This window comes from Brevundimonas sp. KM4 (assembly GCF_000964075.1).
Classification (GTDB): Bacteria; Pseudomonadota; Alphaproteobacteria; order Caulobacterales; family Caulobacteraceae; genus Brevundimonas; species Brevundimonas huaxiensis.
This window is the reverse complement of record NZ_JZRG01000004.1, coordinates 1-15,484: the sequence shown is the minus strand read 5'-3', so window position 1 is coordinate 15,484 and position 15,484 is coordinate 1. Positions and strand designations below refer to the sequence as shown.

11 protein-coding genes are annotated in these 15,484 nt (G+C 66.9%); 9 read left to right on the top strand and 2 right to left on the bottom strand.

Annotated features, from left to right (window positions below):
• The first annotated feature begins 39 nt into the window (after positions 1 to 39).
• The 4 genes from VH88_RS01020 to VH88_RS01005 all read left to right on the top strand — a co-directional run bounded on the left by VH88_RS01020 (position 40) and on the right by VH88_RS01005 (position 5,658).
• The gene (locus tag VH88_RS01020; RefSeq protein ID WP_045809605.1) at positions 40 to 1,815 is read left to right on the top strand and encodes an N-acetylglutaminylglutamine amidotransferase; all 1,776 of its coding nucleotides are present in this window, start codon (positions 40 to 42) and stop codon (positions 1,813 to 1,815) included.
• On the top strand, positions 1,805 to 3,574 hold the full coding sequence (ngg, locus tag VH88_RS01015) for an N-acetylglutaminylglutamine synthetase (protein WP_045809604.1): 1,770 nt from the start codon (positions 1,805 to 1,807) through the stop codon (positions 3,572 to 3,574). The genes VH88_RS01020 and ngg overlap by 11 nt, the downstream gene beginning before the upstream one ends.
• A gap of 10 nt (positions 3,575 to 3,584) precedes the next feature.
• Complete coding sequence (locus tag VH88_RS01010; protein ID WP_045809603.1) at positions 3,585 to 4,709, top strand: osmoprotectant NAGGN system M42 family peptidase; 1,125 nt, start codon at positions 3,585 to 3,587, stop codon at positions 4,707 to 4,709.
• A 271-nt stretch (positions 4,710 to 4,980) separates the two neighbouring features.
• Positions 4,981 to 5,658 (top strand): hypothetical protein, encoded by a 678-nt coding sequence (locus VH88_RS01005; protein ID WP_045809602.1) that lies wholly within the window; start codon positions 4,981 to 4,983, stop codon positions 5,656 to 5,658.
• A gap of 62 nt (positions 5,659 to 5,720) precedes the next feature.
• On the opposite strand, the gene VH88_RS01000 is transcribed toward VH88_RS01005, so the two are convergent.
• Entirely contained in the window at positions 5,721 to 9,020 is a 3,300-nt protein-coding gene (locus VH88_RS01000) for a S8 family serine peptidase (protein WP_045809601.1), read from the bottom strand.
• A gap of 208 nt (positions 9,021 to 9,228) precedes the next feature.
• On the bottom strand, positions 9,229 to 9,726 hold the full coding sequence (locus VH88_RS00995; RefSeq protein WP_156146716.1) for a hypothetical protein: 498 nt from the start codon (positions 9,724 to 9,726) through the stop codon (positions 9,229 to 9,231).
• A gap of 143 nt (positions 9,727 to 9,869) precedes the next feature.
• Between VH88_RS00995 and VH88_RS00990 the strand changes: the two genes are divergently transcribed.
• The 5 genes from VH88_RS00990 (at position 9,870) to VH88_RS00970 (ending at position 15,329) form a co-directional block, all read left to right on the top strand.
• Positions 9,870 to 10,367 carry a GAF domain-containing protein gene (locus VH88_RS00990; RefSeq protein ID WP_045809599.1) on the top strand — a complete coding sequence of 166 codons (498 nt, stop codon included), beginning with the start codon at positions 9,870 to 9,872 and terminating at the stop codon, positions 10,365 to 10,367.
• 60 nt (positions 10,368 to 10,427) lie between these two features.
• Positions 10,428 to 11,105 carry an SDR family NAD(P)-dependent oxidoreductase gene (locus VH88_RS00985; protein WP_045809665.1) on the top strand — a complete coding sequence of 226 codons (678 nt, stop codon included), beginning with the start codon at positions 10,428 to 10,430 and terminating at the stop codon, positions 11,103 to 11,105.
• Positions 11,105 to 11,941: a CoA ester lyase gene (locus VH88_RS00980; protein ID WP_045809598.1), complete on the top strand. Its 837-nt coding sequence runs from the start codon at positions 11,105 to 11,107 to the stop codon at positions 11,939 to 11,941. Before VH88_RS00985 ends, VH88_RS00980 begins: the two co-directional genes overlap by 1 nt.
• A 52-nt stretch (positions 11,942 to 11,993) precedes the next feature.
• Positions 11,994 to 14,060, top strand: coding sequence for a capsular polysaccharide biosynthesis protein (locus VH88_RS00975; protein WP_231576541.1), 2,067 nt, complete (start codon positions 11,994 to 11,996; stop codon positions 14,058 to 14,060).
• Positions 14,061 to 14,177: 117 nt separating this feature from the next.
• Positions 14,178 to 15,329, top strand: a complete 1,152-nt coding sequence (locus VH88_RS00970) for a beta-ketoacyl-ACP synthase III (protein ID WP_156146715.1) — start codon at positions 14,178 to 14,180, stop codon at positions 15,327 to 15,329.
• Positions 15,330 to 15,484 lie beyond the last annotated feature (155 nt).

Here is a 15,484-nt window from a genome sequence, read left to right as displayed (position 1 = left end):
CCATTTGTACCCGCTGCTTCCACAATTCAAGGAGGATCCATGTGCGGTCTTAGCGGCGAGATCAATTTCGACGGACGACCGGCCGATGCCGACGCCGTTCAACGCATGACCGATGCGCTCTCGCCCCGTGGACCGGATGGCTTGGGCATTGTTGTGCGCGGCCCGGTGGGGCTGGGTCACCGACGCCTGAAGATCATCGACCTGTCGGAGAAGGCGCAGCAGCCGATGGTGGACGCCGACCTGGGCGTGACCCTGGCGTTCAACGGCTGCATCTACAACTATCCCGAACTGCGCGAAGAACTGCAGGGGATGGGTTTCCGCTTCTTCTCGCACGGCGACACCGAGGTCATCATCAAGGCCTGGAAGGCGTGGGGCGAAGCCTGCGTCGAGCGGTTCAAGGGCATGTTCGCCTTCGTGCTGCATGAGCGCGACACCGGCCGCACCGTGATCGCCCGCGACCGCTTCGGCATCAAGCCGCTGTATCTGGCCGAACACGGCAAGCGTCTGCGGTTTGCCTCAACCCTGCCGGCCCTGCTGGCGGCGGGCGATATCGACAAGACCATCGATCCCGTCGGCCTTCACCACTACATGACCTTCCACGCGGTCGTGCCGCCGCCGCACACCATCCTGAAGGGTGTCAAGAAGTTCCCGCCGGCGACCATACGCGTGATCGAGGCGGATGGACGGGCCAAGGACCGCCTCTACTGGCAGCCCGACATGACCCGCCATCCCGAGGATGCGGCCCTGACGGCCGAGGATTGGCGCGACCGGGTCCTCGACGGTGTGCGCGAAGCGGTGAAGCGCCGCATGGTCGCCGACGTGCCGGTGGGCGTGCTGTTGTCAGGCGGGGTGGATTCCAGCCTGATTGTCGGTCTGCTGGCCGAACTGGGTCAGAAGGGCCTGATGACCTTCTCGGTCGGTTTCGAAGAGGCCAATGGCGAGAAGGGCGACGAGTTCGTCTATTCCGATCTGATCGCCAAACATCACGGGACCAAGCATCACCAGATCTTCGTGCCGCACCAGCGGCTGATGGAGGCCCTGCCGGGCGCCATCGGCGCCATGTCGGAACCGATGGTCTCCTACGACAATGTCGGCTTCTACCTGCTGAGCCAGGAAGTTTCCAAACACATCAAGGTGGTGCAGTCGGGACAGGGCGCGGACGAGGTGTTCGCCGGTTATCACTGGTATCCGCCGATGCTGGGCGCGACCGATCCGGTCGGAACCTACGCCAAGGCCTTCTTCGACCGCAGTCACGACACGCTGAAGACCCAGTTGAACGGCGCCTATATGGCCGACACCGACGTCAGCCGCGCTTTGGTCGAGGCCCATTTTGCGCGAGGCCGCGCAGCGACGCCGGTCGACCAGGCCCTGCGTCTGGACAGCCAGGTGATGCTGGTCGACGACCCGGTGAAGCGGGTCGACAACATGACCATGGCCTGGGGCCTGGAGGCGCGCGTGCCCTTCCTCGACCACGAACTGGTCGAACTGGCGGGCCGCATCCCGCCCGAGCACAAGCTGGCGCAAGGCGGCAAGGGCGTGCTGAAAGAGGCGGCGCGTCTGGTGATCCCCTCCGAGGTCATTGACCGCAAGAAGGGCTATTTCCCCGTGCCCGCGCTGAAATACATCCTGGGTCCATATCTGGAGATGGTGCGCGAGGCCCTGACCAATCAGGCGGCGCGCGACCGCGGCCTGTTCGACTGGGGCTATCTGGACACCCTGTTCGCCAATCCCACCGAGCACATCACACCCCTTCGCGGCTCCGAACTCTGGCAGGTCGCCGTCCTGGAAATGTGGATGCAGCAGCATGGCGTCTGATATCCGCCCCGAGCGATCAAAGGCGCATCGGCTGAAACGTCTGCGGCATGAGGGCCTGAAGCCCCCGGTGCAGTCTGGCGACGGACCGACCCCCGATGCCGTGCTGGACTGCGGCTGGGGCCGACTGCTGTTCGCCCAGACCTTCGAGACGGCCGAGCCGTTGGTCGAGGCCCTGCGCGCCGAAGGGCCGGACCGGCGCGACATCGCCTTCTATGTTCGCAATCCGCACGTCCTGCTGGCCTCGGCGCCGCAGGAGTTGTTCCTGGATCCGTCGCACACCTATCGGCTGGAACTGGCGACCTATCGCACCAGCCGACGCCAGCCCCGGGGCTTCACCGTGCGCCGGCTGACGTCGGAAACGGATGCGCAGGCGGTCAACGACATCTACGCCAAGCGCAAGATGGTGCCGGTTCCGCCTGACTTCTTCTGGTCGCATCGGGACGACCGGACCCTGACCTATTTCATCGCCGAGGACACCGTGACGGGGGCTGTGATCGGCACCGTGACGGGCGTCAACCACGCCCGCGCCTTTCAGGATCCGGAATGCGGCTCTTCGCTATGGTGCTTGGCGGTCGATCCCCAGGCGACCCAGCCGGGCGTCGGCGAAGCCCTGGTTCGGCGTCTGGCCGAACACTTCAAAACCCAAGGTCTGGCGCACATGGACCTGTCGGTCATGCACGACAACGACCAGGCCATCGCCCTGTACGAAAAGCTGGGTTTGCGTCGCGTCTCCTTCTTCGGGGTCAAACGCAAGAACCCGATCAACGAGGCCCTGTTCGTCGGCCCGACCGACGACCACGACCTGAATCCGTATGCCAGGATCATCGTCGACGAGGCGCGTCGGCGCGGCATCCATACCGAGATCATCGACGGTGAGGGCGGGCTGTTTCGCCTGAACTGGGGCGGCCGCTCGGTCCGGTGTCGCGAAAGTCTGTCGGAACTGACCTCGGCCGTCGCGCTCAGCATCTGCGACGACAAGCGGATGACGCGACGCATCGTCGAGGCGGCCGGCGTGCGCGTTCCCGAGAGGATCGATCCCGAAAGCCCGTCAGCAATCGATGCAGCGCTGAGTAAGTTCGGCGCCCTGGTCGTCAAACCGGCACGCGGCGAACAGGGGCAAGGCGTCGCGGTCGGGCTGAGGACGATGAGCGAGGTCCAGACGGCTCTGGTTCGGGCACGCCGCATCTGTTCCGAAGTTCTGGTCGAAGAACAGGTTCAGGGCGAGGACCTTCGGCTGGTGGTGATCGACTACAAGGTCGTCGCCTGCGCCCTGCGTCGTCCGCCGCGCGTCTTCGGCGACGGCCGCTCGACCTTGCGCGCCCTCGTCGAACACCAAAGCCGTCGTCGCGCCGCCGCCACCGGTGGGGAATCCACCATCCCGATCGACGCCGAGACCGAACGCACCCTGGCCGAGGCCGGCTATCGTCTCAACGACGTGGCGGCGGAAGGGGCCGAGATCTTGGTGCGCAAGGCGGCCAACCTGCACCTGGGCGGCACCATCCATGATGTGACGGATGAGGTGCATCCCGCCCTGATCCGCGCCGCCGTCGCCGCCGCGCGCGCCATCGACATTCCGGTCACCGGCATCGACCTGATGGTGAAGTCGCCGCGCGAACCCGACTACGCCTTCATCGAAGCGAACGAGCGCCCCGGCCTGGCCAACCACGAACCCCAACCGACTGCCGAGCGTTTCGTCGATCTGCTGTTTCCACTGTCCGCACCGGCCGCTGCGCGGACATTTTCGCGACCCGAAGCCTGAAGGAGGCCCCTTGGCCCGCCCCGCGATAGACCTCGACTACCTGAAGGCCCGTTTGGCCGACCTGCTGAACACGCCCAGCCCGACCGGCTATACGGACGAGGCGGTCTGGCTCTTGTGCCGCGAACTGGAGCGGCTGGGCCTCGACTATGAGATGACCCGCCGCGGCGCCCTTCGCGCACGCTTGCCGGGCCGGACGCCAAAACCGGCGCGCGCCATCGTCGCCCACGTCGACACCCTGGGCGCGCAGGTCAAACAGGTGAAGGCGAACGGCCGGCTGGAGTTGGTCGCGATCGGTCACTGGTCGTCGCGTTTCGCCGAGGGTGCGCGGGCGACGATCTTTTCCGAGGGCGGCGCCTATCGCGGCACCATCCTGCCGTTGAAGGCGTCGGGCCATACTTTCAACGAAGAGGTCGACACCCAGCCGGTGAACTGGGCCCAGGTCGAACTGCGCATCGACGCCGTGACCCACGGCCGCGAAGACACCCTGGCCCTGGGCGTGGATGTCGGCGACATCGTCGCCATCGATCCGCAGCCCGAGTTCGTCGATACCGGCTTCGTCGTCTCGCGCCATCTGGACGACAAGGCGGGCGTCGCCACCCTTTTGGCCGCGCTGGAATGCATGATCCGCGAAGATCGCACGCCGACGGTCGATACCTGGTGGCTGTTCACGATCGCCGAGGAGGTCGGGCTGGGCGCCTCGTCCGTGCTGATCCCGGATGTCGCCGCCATGGTGACGGTCGACAACGGCACGACCGCACCTGGCCAGAACTCGTCGGAGTTCGGCGTCACCATCGCCATGGCCGACCAGACCGGCCCCTTCGACTGGCACCTGTCACGCAAATTGGTTCAACTGGCCCGCGACCACGACATCCCGCACCAGAAGGACGTCTTCCGATACTATCGCTCGGACTCGGCTTCGGCTCTGGAAGCCGGCGCCGACATCCGGACCGCCCTGGTCACCTTCGGCATCGACGCCAGCCACGGCTATGAACGCATTCACGAAAGCGCGCTGGAAGACCTGTCGCGCCTGCTGATCGCCTATGCCGAAAGCGACGTCGAAATCAGCCGTGACGCCAAGTCCTTGAGCGGGACAAAGGGCTTCACCCACCAGCCTGTCGGCGACGAGGTGGGTTAGCGCGTAGGGGATCGCATTCGCCTAGCCGCCTAAACTCAGCCAATGCATGTCAGACTGAGGCAGCCTTCGAGTCGTTCCCTCTCTTGGCGCCGCGCCGCACTACAGCCGACCCAGATCCAAAACCGGTTGAGGCATTGTCCGGTGATCAGCGGAGTTTTGGTCGCAGAAAGTCTGTGCAAATTCGTTCAGCGCTCGATCCGGTTTCAAGTGGTCCCGAAACCCATATCGAGGCACGCCTTGACAGATCAGTCGGTCGTGAACGTGATGGCCTATGGCGATCTCTCGACGGTCTGCGGCGCTTGTGGCGCTGATTGCGCTGGGTCAGGCGTCCTGCGCTGCGGCTCAGTCCGTGCGGACGGATCGGCAAAGCATAGATCAAGCCTATGCGATCGTGGATTTCCAGACGTCGCGCAGCGGTCGTGAAATCGCGCAAGCCCTGCAGCGCCATCTCGATCGTCTGCCGATGCAAGCGACCTATCGTCAGCTAAACATGGCCGATGCGCCGCGGTCGGCTGGCCGCTTCACCCTGGTCGATCCGACAGCGCAGAGCGCCTTTGGCTTGCAAGGGCCGGCGACACGCGCCCCCGCCGGTTGGTTGAGCGCGCCGCGAACGGTGATGTGCACGAGCGCGAGCTGGCGCGCGGAGGCGGTTCAGCGTGTGCAGGCGCGGATCGAGCAGCACTACACCCTGTGCCTGTTTCCGTATCGCGATGGACGGCGCCGGGGGCATCAGTTGAACGTCTATGCCTCGACCCTGCTGGAGGGCGATCCGGCGATACCCGTTCGACGCTCCAATGAAGCGGAAAGCCCGGCCGTCTTTATTCGCAGCGCGGTGGAGGCGGTCGAGCGGGTGACGGGGCGCCGGGGTGTCTGGATCGAAAACCGCACGGCCGAGCGGGATCGACCGTTCACCCAGGACAACGACGCCCTGTCCGCCCAGACCAACTAGGCGCAAACAACAACGGCCCCGATCGAAGATCGGGGCCGCCGCCGTCTTATCCTGACTTCAGATCAGAACTTGACGCTGAACCGACCATAGATGCGGTTGTCGCGATACTCGTCCTTATACAGGCCGGTATAGCCCAGCTCGATCGCGGTGCGTTCGGTCGCCTGGATGTTGAAGCCCAGACCGCCCGAGATGACGTCGTCGCCAGGATTGGCTCCGTCGATCAGGAAGCGCGGGCCGTCGGCGAAGGCGGCGTCGAAGACCGGCCCGTCACCGTTCAGGTCATGGGTGTAGGCCAGGTGGGTCACGGCCGACAGACGCGCACGCCCCTCGCCGCCCGCCAGCACGGTGCGGGTGCGGAAGCCGGCGGTCAACAGATCGGCCTTTTGCTTCACATTGCCCGACAGCGCGGCGTCGCCGCCCGTCTCAACAACGTCGGCGTCGTATTCGACGTGGCTGTAGCCGGCGTAGGGCTCGAACATCGTGCCGCCGACAGCGCGGCTCCACGCCACCTCGCCATAGGCCTGCCAGACGTCGCCGTCGTAGTCGCCGACCAGGGCGTTGGTGAAGGCGTTCAGTTGGGCCGTGCGATCCGTGCGGACATCGGCGCTGGCCCACGATCCGCCGACGCGGATCTGGAAGTCGCCGACGCCGGCGCCGCCATACACGCCGATCTGCTCGCTGGTGACCCGGCCGGTCGAGCTGAGACGCGGCGAGCGCAGTTCCGAGCGGGTTTCACCCAGCGCCACGCCGACATGGACGTCGTTCGCCAGCGCCTTTTCGGCCCCGACCAGATAGCCGGAGGCTTCGTTGCGGAAGCCCGCGAGGCCGTCACGCGCCGAGCCCTGGCCGTTGCCGAAGACGCCGCTGCCCCAGACCGACACGCCGTTGCCGACGTAGGTGGCCGCGCCCTGGCTGCGTCCGCGCTCGGACATGGCGTCGCGGATGACGCGGGTGTCCGAAACGGCCAGGCCGCCCAGGGTGGCGTGGACCTCGCCCGTCAGGCCGCTGAGCGCGCCCTGAACCGCAGGCACGCTGGCGTCCAGCAGGGCGTTTTCAAGCGACAGATCGTGGTTGGTCCCGGTCGCGGTGTTGTTGATCATGACGTCAAGCGCGCCGCCGACCGACTGCTGGTTGTCCGTCCGACCCAGCGAAGCCACGGTCACATCGTTGCGCCGGACCGTCAGGACCACGCCGTTGGTCGAATAGGTCAGCACCGGGGCCAGGAAGGCCAGATCGCTCTGGGCGCCGCTGAACGTGCCCGTCACCGCGCCTGTCGAGTTGATGATGTTCATCCGCGTGCGCAGATTCCATTCACCATTGTCGGCCTTCAGGATGACCTGGCCGCCGTCGATCTTGGTCGTGCCGCCCACGTTCAGGCGAGAATAGGCCGCGCCGTTCACGCTGGAGCGGATCCACAGGAAGGAGCCCGGCTTGAAATTCAGGTTGCCGGCGACCGTCAGGGTTCCGAACGGATTGACGCCGTCGCCGGGCGACACCACGCCGCCGCTTTCCGCTGTCAGGTTCGCCAGACGACCGGTGCCGCCGATCATGCCGACGCCGCCGACGGTGGCGCTGGATCGCAGCAGGCTGCCGTTGACCGTCAGAAGGCCGCCCTCGACCCGGGTCGGGCCGCTGTAGTCGTTGGCGCCCGTCATGATCAGCTGACCGCCGCCCTTCTTGACCAGACCGCCGATGTCATTGCCGAAGTTGGCCTTGACCTCGGCCGAATAGCGGTCGCGCGCATCGCCGATGTTGTTGCTCCAGATATCGACTGTGCCCACGGCGACGGTGACGTCGCGGGTGTCGCGCAACGCCGTCGGTCCGCGAAGGGCCACGTCCATCTGCGGCGCGCCCCACCCCGAGCGCAGATCGACACCCGGCGCGTCCAGATCCTTGGAGCTGGACACCAGAATGTCCGAGATCAGCGCCGTCGAATATTCGGGGAAGTTTTCCATCAGCAGGGCCGCGAAGCCCGAGATGTTTGGCGCCGCCATCGACGTGCCGGTGTAGGCCGCATAACCGCCGCCCGTATATTTGATGTACTGGTTCAGCACGCGCTGAAGCTCGTCATTGGCGTACTGCAAAACCGCGCCCGAGAAGGCCGGGGTCAGCAGCGCCATGTTGTTGGTCGAGGTCAGTAGCCCTGCCAGAACGGAGGTGAAGCCGTCCGGATCACCCAGCCGCGCCCCCGAAACCAAGGTGATGGCAGCCGCCTGACGTCCGACTTCGCGGCGCCATGCGTCTTCATTGTAGGTCGGGCCACCAGCGGCGCGAGCGGCCAAATAGGCGTTTAGAACGCCGATGAACTGGTTCACCGACGCGGTTTGAAGGGCGGTAACCGTAGTTGCGGAATACAGGCTGGCGTAGTTGGCGCGCGGATAGAGGGCCAGGATGCCCGCCCGGTCCATCGTATAAGCGGGCACCGACGAGACGACGGCCGAACCCGGTCCAGCGACGCACCAGGTCGCCGTCTGACCGCAGAAGCTGGTCGAGGGGTCGGCGGCGGTGAAGCTGGAATAGTTGGCGACCGACAGCCAGTTGGAGCGCAGGCGCGGATCATTCAGCGGTGCGGCCGCATCGATCCCGGCGTGGACGCCATAGCCGTTGCCGGCCGAGAAGACGACCAGAACGTCCTTGTCCAAAACCGGTTTGTAGAAGTCGCCGTAGTTGCGATTGAACGACGCCAGCACGGTCGGCAGCGAGGCGTTGAAAGGCAGGGAGTTGCCGCTGCCCCAGCTGTTGTTGATGATGCGCACCTGACCGGTATTGGCCAGGTCGACGATGTTCTGGTTCTGGGTGGCGACGATCTTTCCGTCGATGATCGCGTCCTTGTACCAAAGGAAGTCACCGGCCGAGAAGTTGGCGGTGGCGGCGTAAAGCTTGGCGTTGAAGGCGTTGCCGAACATCGGCTGGCCCGCCACGCGATCGCCGGCGATGGTGCCGGACACGTGGGTGCCGTGACCTTCCCACTGGCGACGCGGATTGATCATGCCGTCGTTGCCATAGCCGGCGACCGCCTGGCTGCGCAGGCCTGTCACCTTGCCCGCCGATCCGAACAGGGGGTGGGCCATGTAAACGCCGGCGTCATTGACCCCCACGGTCTGTCCGCGCCCGCTCAGGCCCATGGCGTAGGCGTGTTCCAGCCCCAGGAAGCCCTTGGAATAATCGACCGCGAACTGGCTGTCCGCGCGCCAAGACGCGATGGCCGTTTGATAGTTCGTCGTGCGCGTGCCGTTGGCCATGTAAAAGCCGCCGGCCGGGGCCGTGGGCGCCGGAGCGGTCTGCGCCGCCGCCGTCGTGCCCACCATGATCGCGACGCCCGCCGCTGCGGCCAGCAGACCGCCCTTGAAACTGAAACTCAAAACCTACCCCCTGCGGCCTGCGGCCGACGACTCTACTGCGCCCCCGCGACGCAACTCCGGCGCACAAATCGAAGGTGTTTCGCGTTGTCGTCAACCACATTTTGGCCTTGGGACGTTTCGTCCCAGCCGGATTGTTTGGGATAAACCAATCTCTTGCGCTCAAGCTTGAGGCGCCGGGCGCGCGTTTGGCACGTGGCGTGGCGCGTGATTACCGCACGCAGATGCGCGCGCGGTCGTTGATCCAGCAGTCGCCGTCCAGGCGCACGGTCCCGAGACGATCGCCGGCCTTGTCGTCGTCGGGGTCGGCGTTCCAGGTGGCGTCGGCCGAGCCGTCGGCCATCAGGACGACGACGGCGAAATGGGAGTTCTTAGGCTTGCCCTCGGACCAGGCGTTCATCGTGTAGCCGCCGTCGCCGAACGGGTAGACGAGGCAAGTCTCGTCGAGCAGAACCTTGCCATCGACCGAGAGATAACAGGACTTGCGCGAGGCCGTGGGGGTCGCTGACGCTGACGACGAGGTCGCAGGGTTCGTGTTGATCTTCGCCGGTTCCGGAGGCGGCGCCATCGGCTCGGGTGCGGCCGGCGCGGGGGTCTGCGTCGCGTCAACGGGTCCAGGCGCGCCGGCGTCTTGACCGCAGGCGGCCGCGGCGGCCGACAGCATCAGGGCGGCAATCAGGCTGAGCGATCGTGAAGGGGTGGATGTCACGGGAGCCTCCGTTTCTGTCTCCCAGCGCCAACACGGGGGCGCACGGAAGCGTTCCCGGCGAAGCGGCGGCGAATGACGGCGCCCCTCCCCTTCGGGCAAGCGCTCGCCTATATCGCCAGCCTGTCCCGCTCCGGAGGTTTTCCATGGCCTATGTCGCCCGCAACGATCGTCCCGCCGACAAGGCGGCGCGCTATCTGGAGGTCGAGGCGGAAGTCCTGGCCGTGCTGGACGGCGAGCCGAATGTGACGGCGCGAATGGCGACGGTGGCGTCGATGCTGGCCGACGCCTTCGATCATTATTTCTGGACCGGCTTCTATGTCGTCGCGCCGGACAAGCCCCAGGAGCTGGTGGTCGGGCCGTATCAGGGAACGCTGGGGTGCCTGCGGATCGCCTTCGGACGCGGGGTGTGCGGCGCGGCGGCGGCGACGGGCCGGACGCAGTTGGTCGAGGACGTCCACGCCTTTCCCGGCCACATCGCCTGCGACAGCCGTTCGGCCAGCGAGATCGTGGTTCCGGTGCGCGACGCCTCGGGCGCGCTGATCGCGGTGTTCGACGTGGATGCGACCACGCCGGCCGCCTTCGATACGGACGATCAGGAGGCGCTGGAGCGGTTGATGGCGAAGGTGTTCGCCGACGCTTGATCGGGGCCGGTTGATCCGGCCGCAGCCGGCTCTATGGTCCCCGGCGACATGGAGGATCGGATGATGCAGCGAACAGTCGCAATCACGGGCGGACACGGCGTCTTGGGCCGGGCGGTGCTGGAGGCGGCGCTGAAAGCCGGCTGGCAGGTCGCGGTCATCGACCATGCCGAGGGCCATACCGTGCCCGACGGCGTGCTGGAGATCGGCGGGGTCGATCTGACGGAAGCCGGCCAGGCGCAGAAGGCCGTCGACGCCGTGATCGCGCGGTTCGGACGGCTGGACGCCCTGCTGAACATCGCCGGCGGCTTCGTCTGGCAGACGACCGACGATGCGGAACCGGCCTGGGACCGAATGCACGCGCTGAACGTCGCGACCGCCGTCAACGCCAGCCGCGCGGCGCTGGATGCGCTGAAGGCCTCGCCCGAGGGTCGGATCGTCAACGTCGGCTCGGCCGCCGCGCTGAAGGCCGGCGCGGGCATGGGGGCATACGGCGCGGCCAAGGCCGGGGTCCACGCCCTGACCCAGGCGCTGGCCGAGGAGTTGAAGGCGACAAAGGTGACGGTCAACGCCGTCCTGCCGTCGATCATCGACACGCCGGCGAACCGCAAGGACATGCCCGACGCCGACCCGGCGACCTGGGTCGCGCCGGCCGATCTGGCGGCGGTGATCCTGTTCCTGGCCTCGCCCGAGAGCCGGGCCATGACCGGTGCCCTGGTGCCCGTCACGGGCCGGGTCTGATGCGCAGCGACCGGGTCCGCAGCGTGCTTTATCTGCCCGCCTCCAATGGACGGGCGATCGAGAAGGCGCGGACGCTGGATTGCGATGTCGCCGTGCTGGACCTGGAAGACGCCGTCGCGCCCGAGGCCAAGGCCGACGCGCGTGACGCCGCCGTCGCGGCGATTCGGGGCGGCGGGTTTGGGCCGCGCCTGGGCGTTCGGATCAATGGGCTGGACACCGAGTGGGGGCTGGACGACCTGACGGCGATGAAGGCGGCGGGGGCCACGCTGATCGTCGCGCCCAAGGTGGAGACGCCCGAGGCCGTGCACGCCCTGTCCGCCGGCCTGGCCAAGGGCTGCGCCCTGTGGGCCATGATCGAAACGCCGCGCGCGCTGATGGCCCTGGCCGATATCGCCACGGCGGACGGGGCGCTGGACGGGCTGATGCTGGGGGTCAACGACCTGGCCAAGGCGCTGGGGACCGGGGCGTCGCCGGATCGCGAGCCGTTCAAGCCGTGGCTGGCCATGCTGGTCGCCGCCGCGCGCGCCAACGGCTTGTTGGCCATCGACGGGGTGTTCAACCGCATCGACGATGCCGAAGGCCTGGCGGCCGAAGCATTGCAGGGACGTCTGTACGGGTTCGACGGCAAGAGCCTGATCCACCCGTCGCAGATCGCGACCGCCAACGCCGCCTTCTCGCCGTCCGAAGCCGAGATCGCCGATGCGCAAGCGATCGTCGCCGCCTTCGACGCACCAGACGCCGAGGGTCAAGGCGCGATCCGCGTGAACGGGGCGATGGTCGAACGGCTGCATCTGGAGCAGGCGAAGGCCTTGCTGGCGCGGGCGGATCGGGCCTAGTCGCGTCGACGCAACCGCCGTAAAGCTCGCGGCGAACCACAGCGGACCCGCCTTGCCCCTACACTCCGACACGCCTTCGAAAATTCCGGCCTGGGTCTGTGCGCCCGGCGTGCTGAAGGTCCCGTTCCTCGACGTGTTTCTGGCCGACTACGATCTGCGTCGGTTGCCGGGGGAGGACGTGCAGGCGGTGCTGGGCTGGGGGATGAAGCCGACGGCGGCGGCGGGGCGACGATGGGCCGAGAGGAACGGGCGGCCCTATGTGGCGCTGGAGGACGGGTTTTTGCGTTCGGTCGGCATCGGCGAGGCGGGCGCGACAAGTCTCAGCCTGATCGTCGATGATCTGGGCGTCTATTATGATGCGACGCGGCCCAGTCGGCTGGAGCAACTGATCCAGACGGCGGACGAATGGTGCGATACGGCCATGATCGCGCGGGCGCGGGGGCTGATCGACCGGATCGTGGCGTCGGGCGTGTCCAAGACCAATATGGGCGGGCCGCTGGATCCGGTTCTGCTGAAGCCGGGTCGGCGCGTGCTGATCGTGGACCAGACGTTCGGCGACGCCTCCATCGCCTGTGGGCTCGCCACGGCTCAGAGCTTTGACGACATGATCGCCGCCGCCCGGCGCGACGAACCGGACGCCCAGTTGATCGTCAAACGCCATCCGGCCGTGGCGGCGGGGAAAAAGCGCGGCTGCGTCACGGATCTGGCCGGCGTCACCCTGGTCGATACGGATGTACGGCCCGCCGAACTGCTGTCGGCGGTGAATGCGGTCTATTGCGTCACCTCGGCCCTGGGGTTCGAGGCGCTGTTGCGCGGCCTGCCAGTGCGGTGTTTCGGGGCGCCCTTCTATTCCGGCTGGGGTCTGACGACCGATGCGGTCCAGACGGGACGGCGCGGCGTCTCGCCGTCGATCGAACAGGTCGCGGCGGCCGCCCTGATCGCCTACAGCCGCTATGTCGATCCGGTGACGGGCGAAAGGTGCGAGGCCGAGCAGGCGCTGGAGCGGCTGATCGCCCTGCGTGACCGCGCCGACCGACTGGCGGGTTCATGGTCGGCGGTGGGGTTTGCGCCGGCCAAACGCCCGCCGGTGCGCCGCTTGCTGAACTCGCCTAAGGCGTCGATGCGCTATTTCATGTCGCCGTCGCGCGCCGCCGCCCACGCCAAGGCGACCGACGGCCGGCTGATCTGGTGGGCGGGCAAGGAGAGCGAGGCGACGCGTCAGGCGGCGGCTGCGTTCGCCAAAGATACTGGGGGCCCGACGGTGCGGATGGAGGACGGCTTCATCCGTTCGCGGGGTCTGGGGTCCGATTTCGTCGGCGCCCTGTCGGTCGCCCTGGACGATCAGGGGGTCTATTACGATCCGTCGCGGCCCTCGCGGCTGGAAACCCTGATCGAGACCTCGGACCTGTCGCCGGTGCAGTTGGCGCGGGCCGCCGCCCTCCGGACGCGCGTGGTCGATGCCGGCCTGTCGAAATACAATCTGCGGGGCCAGGCGCCGACGGACTGGCCTGTCGATCGCGACATCCTGCTGGTCGTTGGCCAGGTGGAGAACGACAAGTCGATCCTGCTGGGCTGCGAAGCCGATCTGAACACCAACTCGGCCCTGGTGGAGGCGGCGCGGCGCGATCATCCGGAGGCCTTTCTGGTCTATCGCAATCACCCCGACGTGCTGGCGGGCAACCGGCCGGGGCGGCTGGACGCCGGGGCCATGGCCTCGGTCGATGCGGTGGGAGACGGGCTGGATATCGTCGACTGTCTGAACGCCTGTCGACGGGTGGCGACCCTGACCTCCCTGACCGGGTTTGAGGCCCTGATGCGGGGCAAGGCGGTGTCGGTCTATGGCCGGCCCTTCTATGCCGGATGGGGGCTGACCGACGATCGGCTGACGTTCGAACGCCGCAGCCGCCGCGCCGGCGTCGATCACCTGGTCCACGCCGCCCTGATCGCCTATCCCCTGTATGTCACGCCCGAGGGCTGGCCGTGCGAGGCCGAGGATCTGGTGGACCGGCTGATCGCCGCGCGCGACCAGCCGACGCCCAGGGCGCCGCGCGGCCAGGTCCAGCGCTGGGCCGCCGGCATCATCGCCAGTCTCGACCGCAAGCCGCCGCCGTCCTATTGACGCGTTCTGATAGGAAACGGACCTTCCTCAAGCAGCGAGGCCCCGCGGGCCGAGCGATAGGAACCAATATCTCCTCAAGCAGCGAGACGCCGCGCGTCGAGCGATAGGAACAAAAAAGTGTCGAATGCAGTGATCGCCGCCACCGGCCTCTTCACCCCCGAACAGTCGGTCTCGAACGCCGAACTGGTCGACAGCTACAACACCTGGGCCGACGGCTGGAACGCGCGCCACGCCGCCCAGATCGAGGCCGGCGAGCTGGAGGCCAAGTCGCATTCCTCGCCCGAGTTCATCGAGAAGGCGTCGGGCATCAAGAGCCGGTTCGTGCTGGACAAGGCCGGGATCATCGACCCCGAGCGGATGGCGCCGAACCTGGCCGAACGCTCCAACGACGAAATCTCGATCTTGGCCGAGATGGCGGTCAAGGCGGCGCGTCAGGCGATTGAGGCCTGGGGCAAGCCGGCTTCAGAGATCGGCGCCGTCCTGTGCGCCGCCTCGAACATGCAGCGCGCCTATCCGGCCATGGCGATCGAGGTTCAGCAGGCCCTGGGCATCGAGGGCTTCGCCTTCGACATGAATGTGGCGTGCAGCTCGGCGACCTTCGGCATCAAGACGGCGGCGGACTTCATCGCCGGCGGCTCGGTCAAGGCGGTCCTGATGGTCAACCCCGAAGTCTGTTCGGCCCACCTGAACTTCACCGACCGCGACAGCCATTTCATCTTCGGCGACGTGGCGACGGCGGTGATCGTGGAGTCGTCGGATACGGCGGGACCCGGCGGCTGGGACGTGCTCGGCACGCGGCTGAAGACGACCTTCTCGAACAATATCCGCAACAACTTCGGCTTCTTGAACCGCAACGCGCGCGACACCGCGCATCTGGACAGCCCCGAGGCCGACGACAGCGTCCAGAACGACAAGCTGTTCATCCAGCAGGGCCGCAAGGTCTTCCGCGACGTGGTGCCGATGGTGTCGGACATGATCGTGGATCACGCGGGCGAACTGGGCCTCGATCCGCACGAGCTGAAGCGCCTGTGGCTGCACCAGGCCAACATCAACATGAACACGATGATCGGCAAGAAGGTGCTGGGTCGCGAACCCTCGGCGGATGAGAACGTCATCATCCTGGACGACTACGCCAACACCTCTTCGGCCGGGTCGATCATCGCCTTCCACCTGCACAACGACGGGTTCGAGGCGGGCGATACAGGACTGATCTGCAGCTTCGGCGCCGGCTATTCGGCCGGGACGGTCTTCGTCAGGAAGCGCGCCTAACGTCTGGGCTCCATCGACAGTCGAGCCGATCGGTCCCTCGGTTCGTCATTCCGGGGCTGAGCGGAGCGAAGAACCCGGAACCCAGGGCCACATAGACGTTGCTGGCGCCACTCAATGCCTGATGCGCCTCCCCTGGGTTCCGGGTTCGTCCTTCG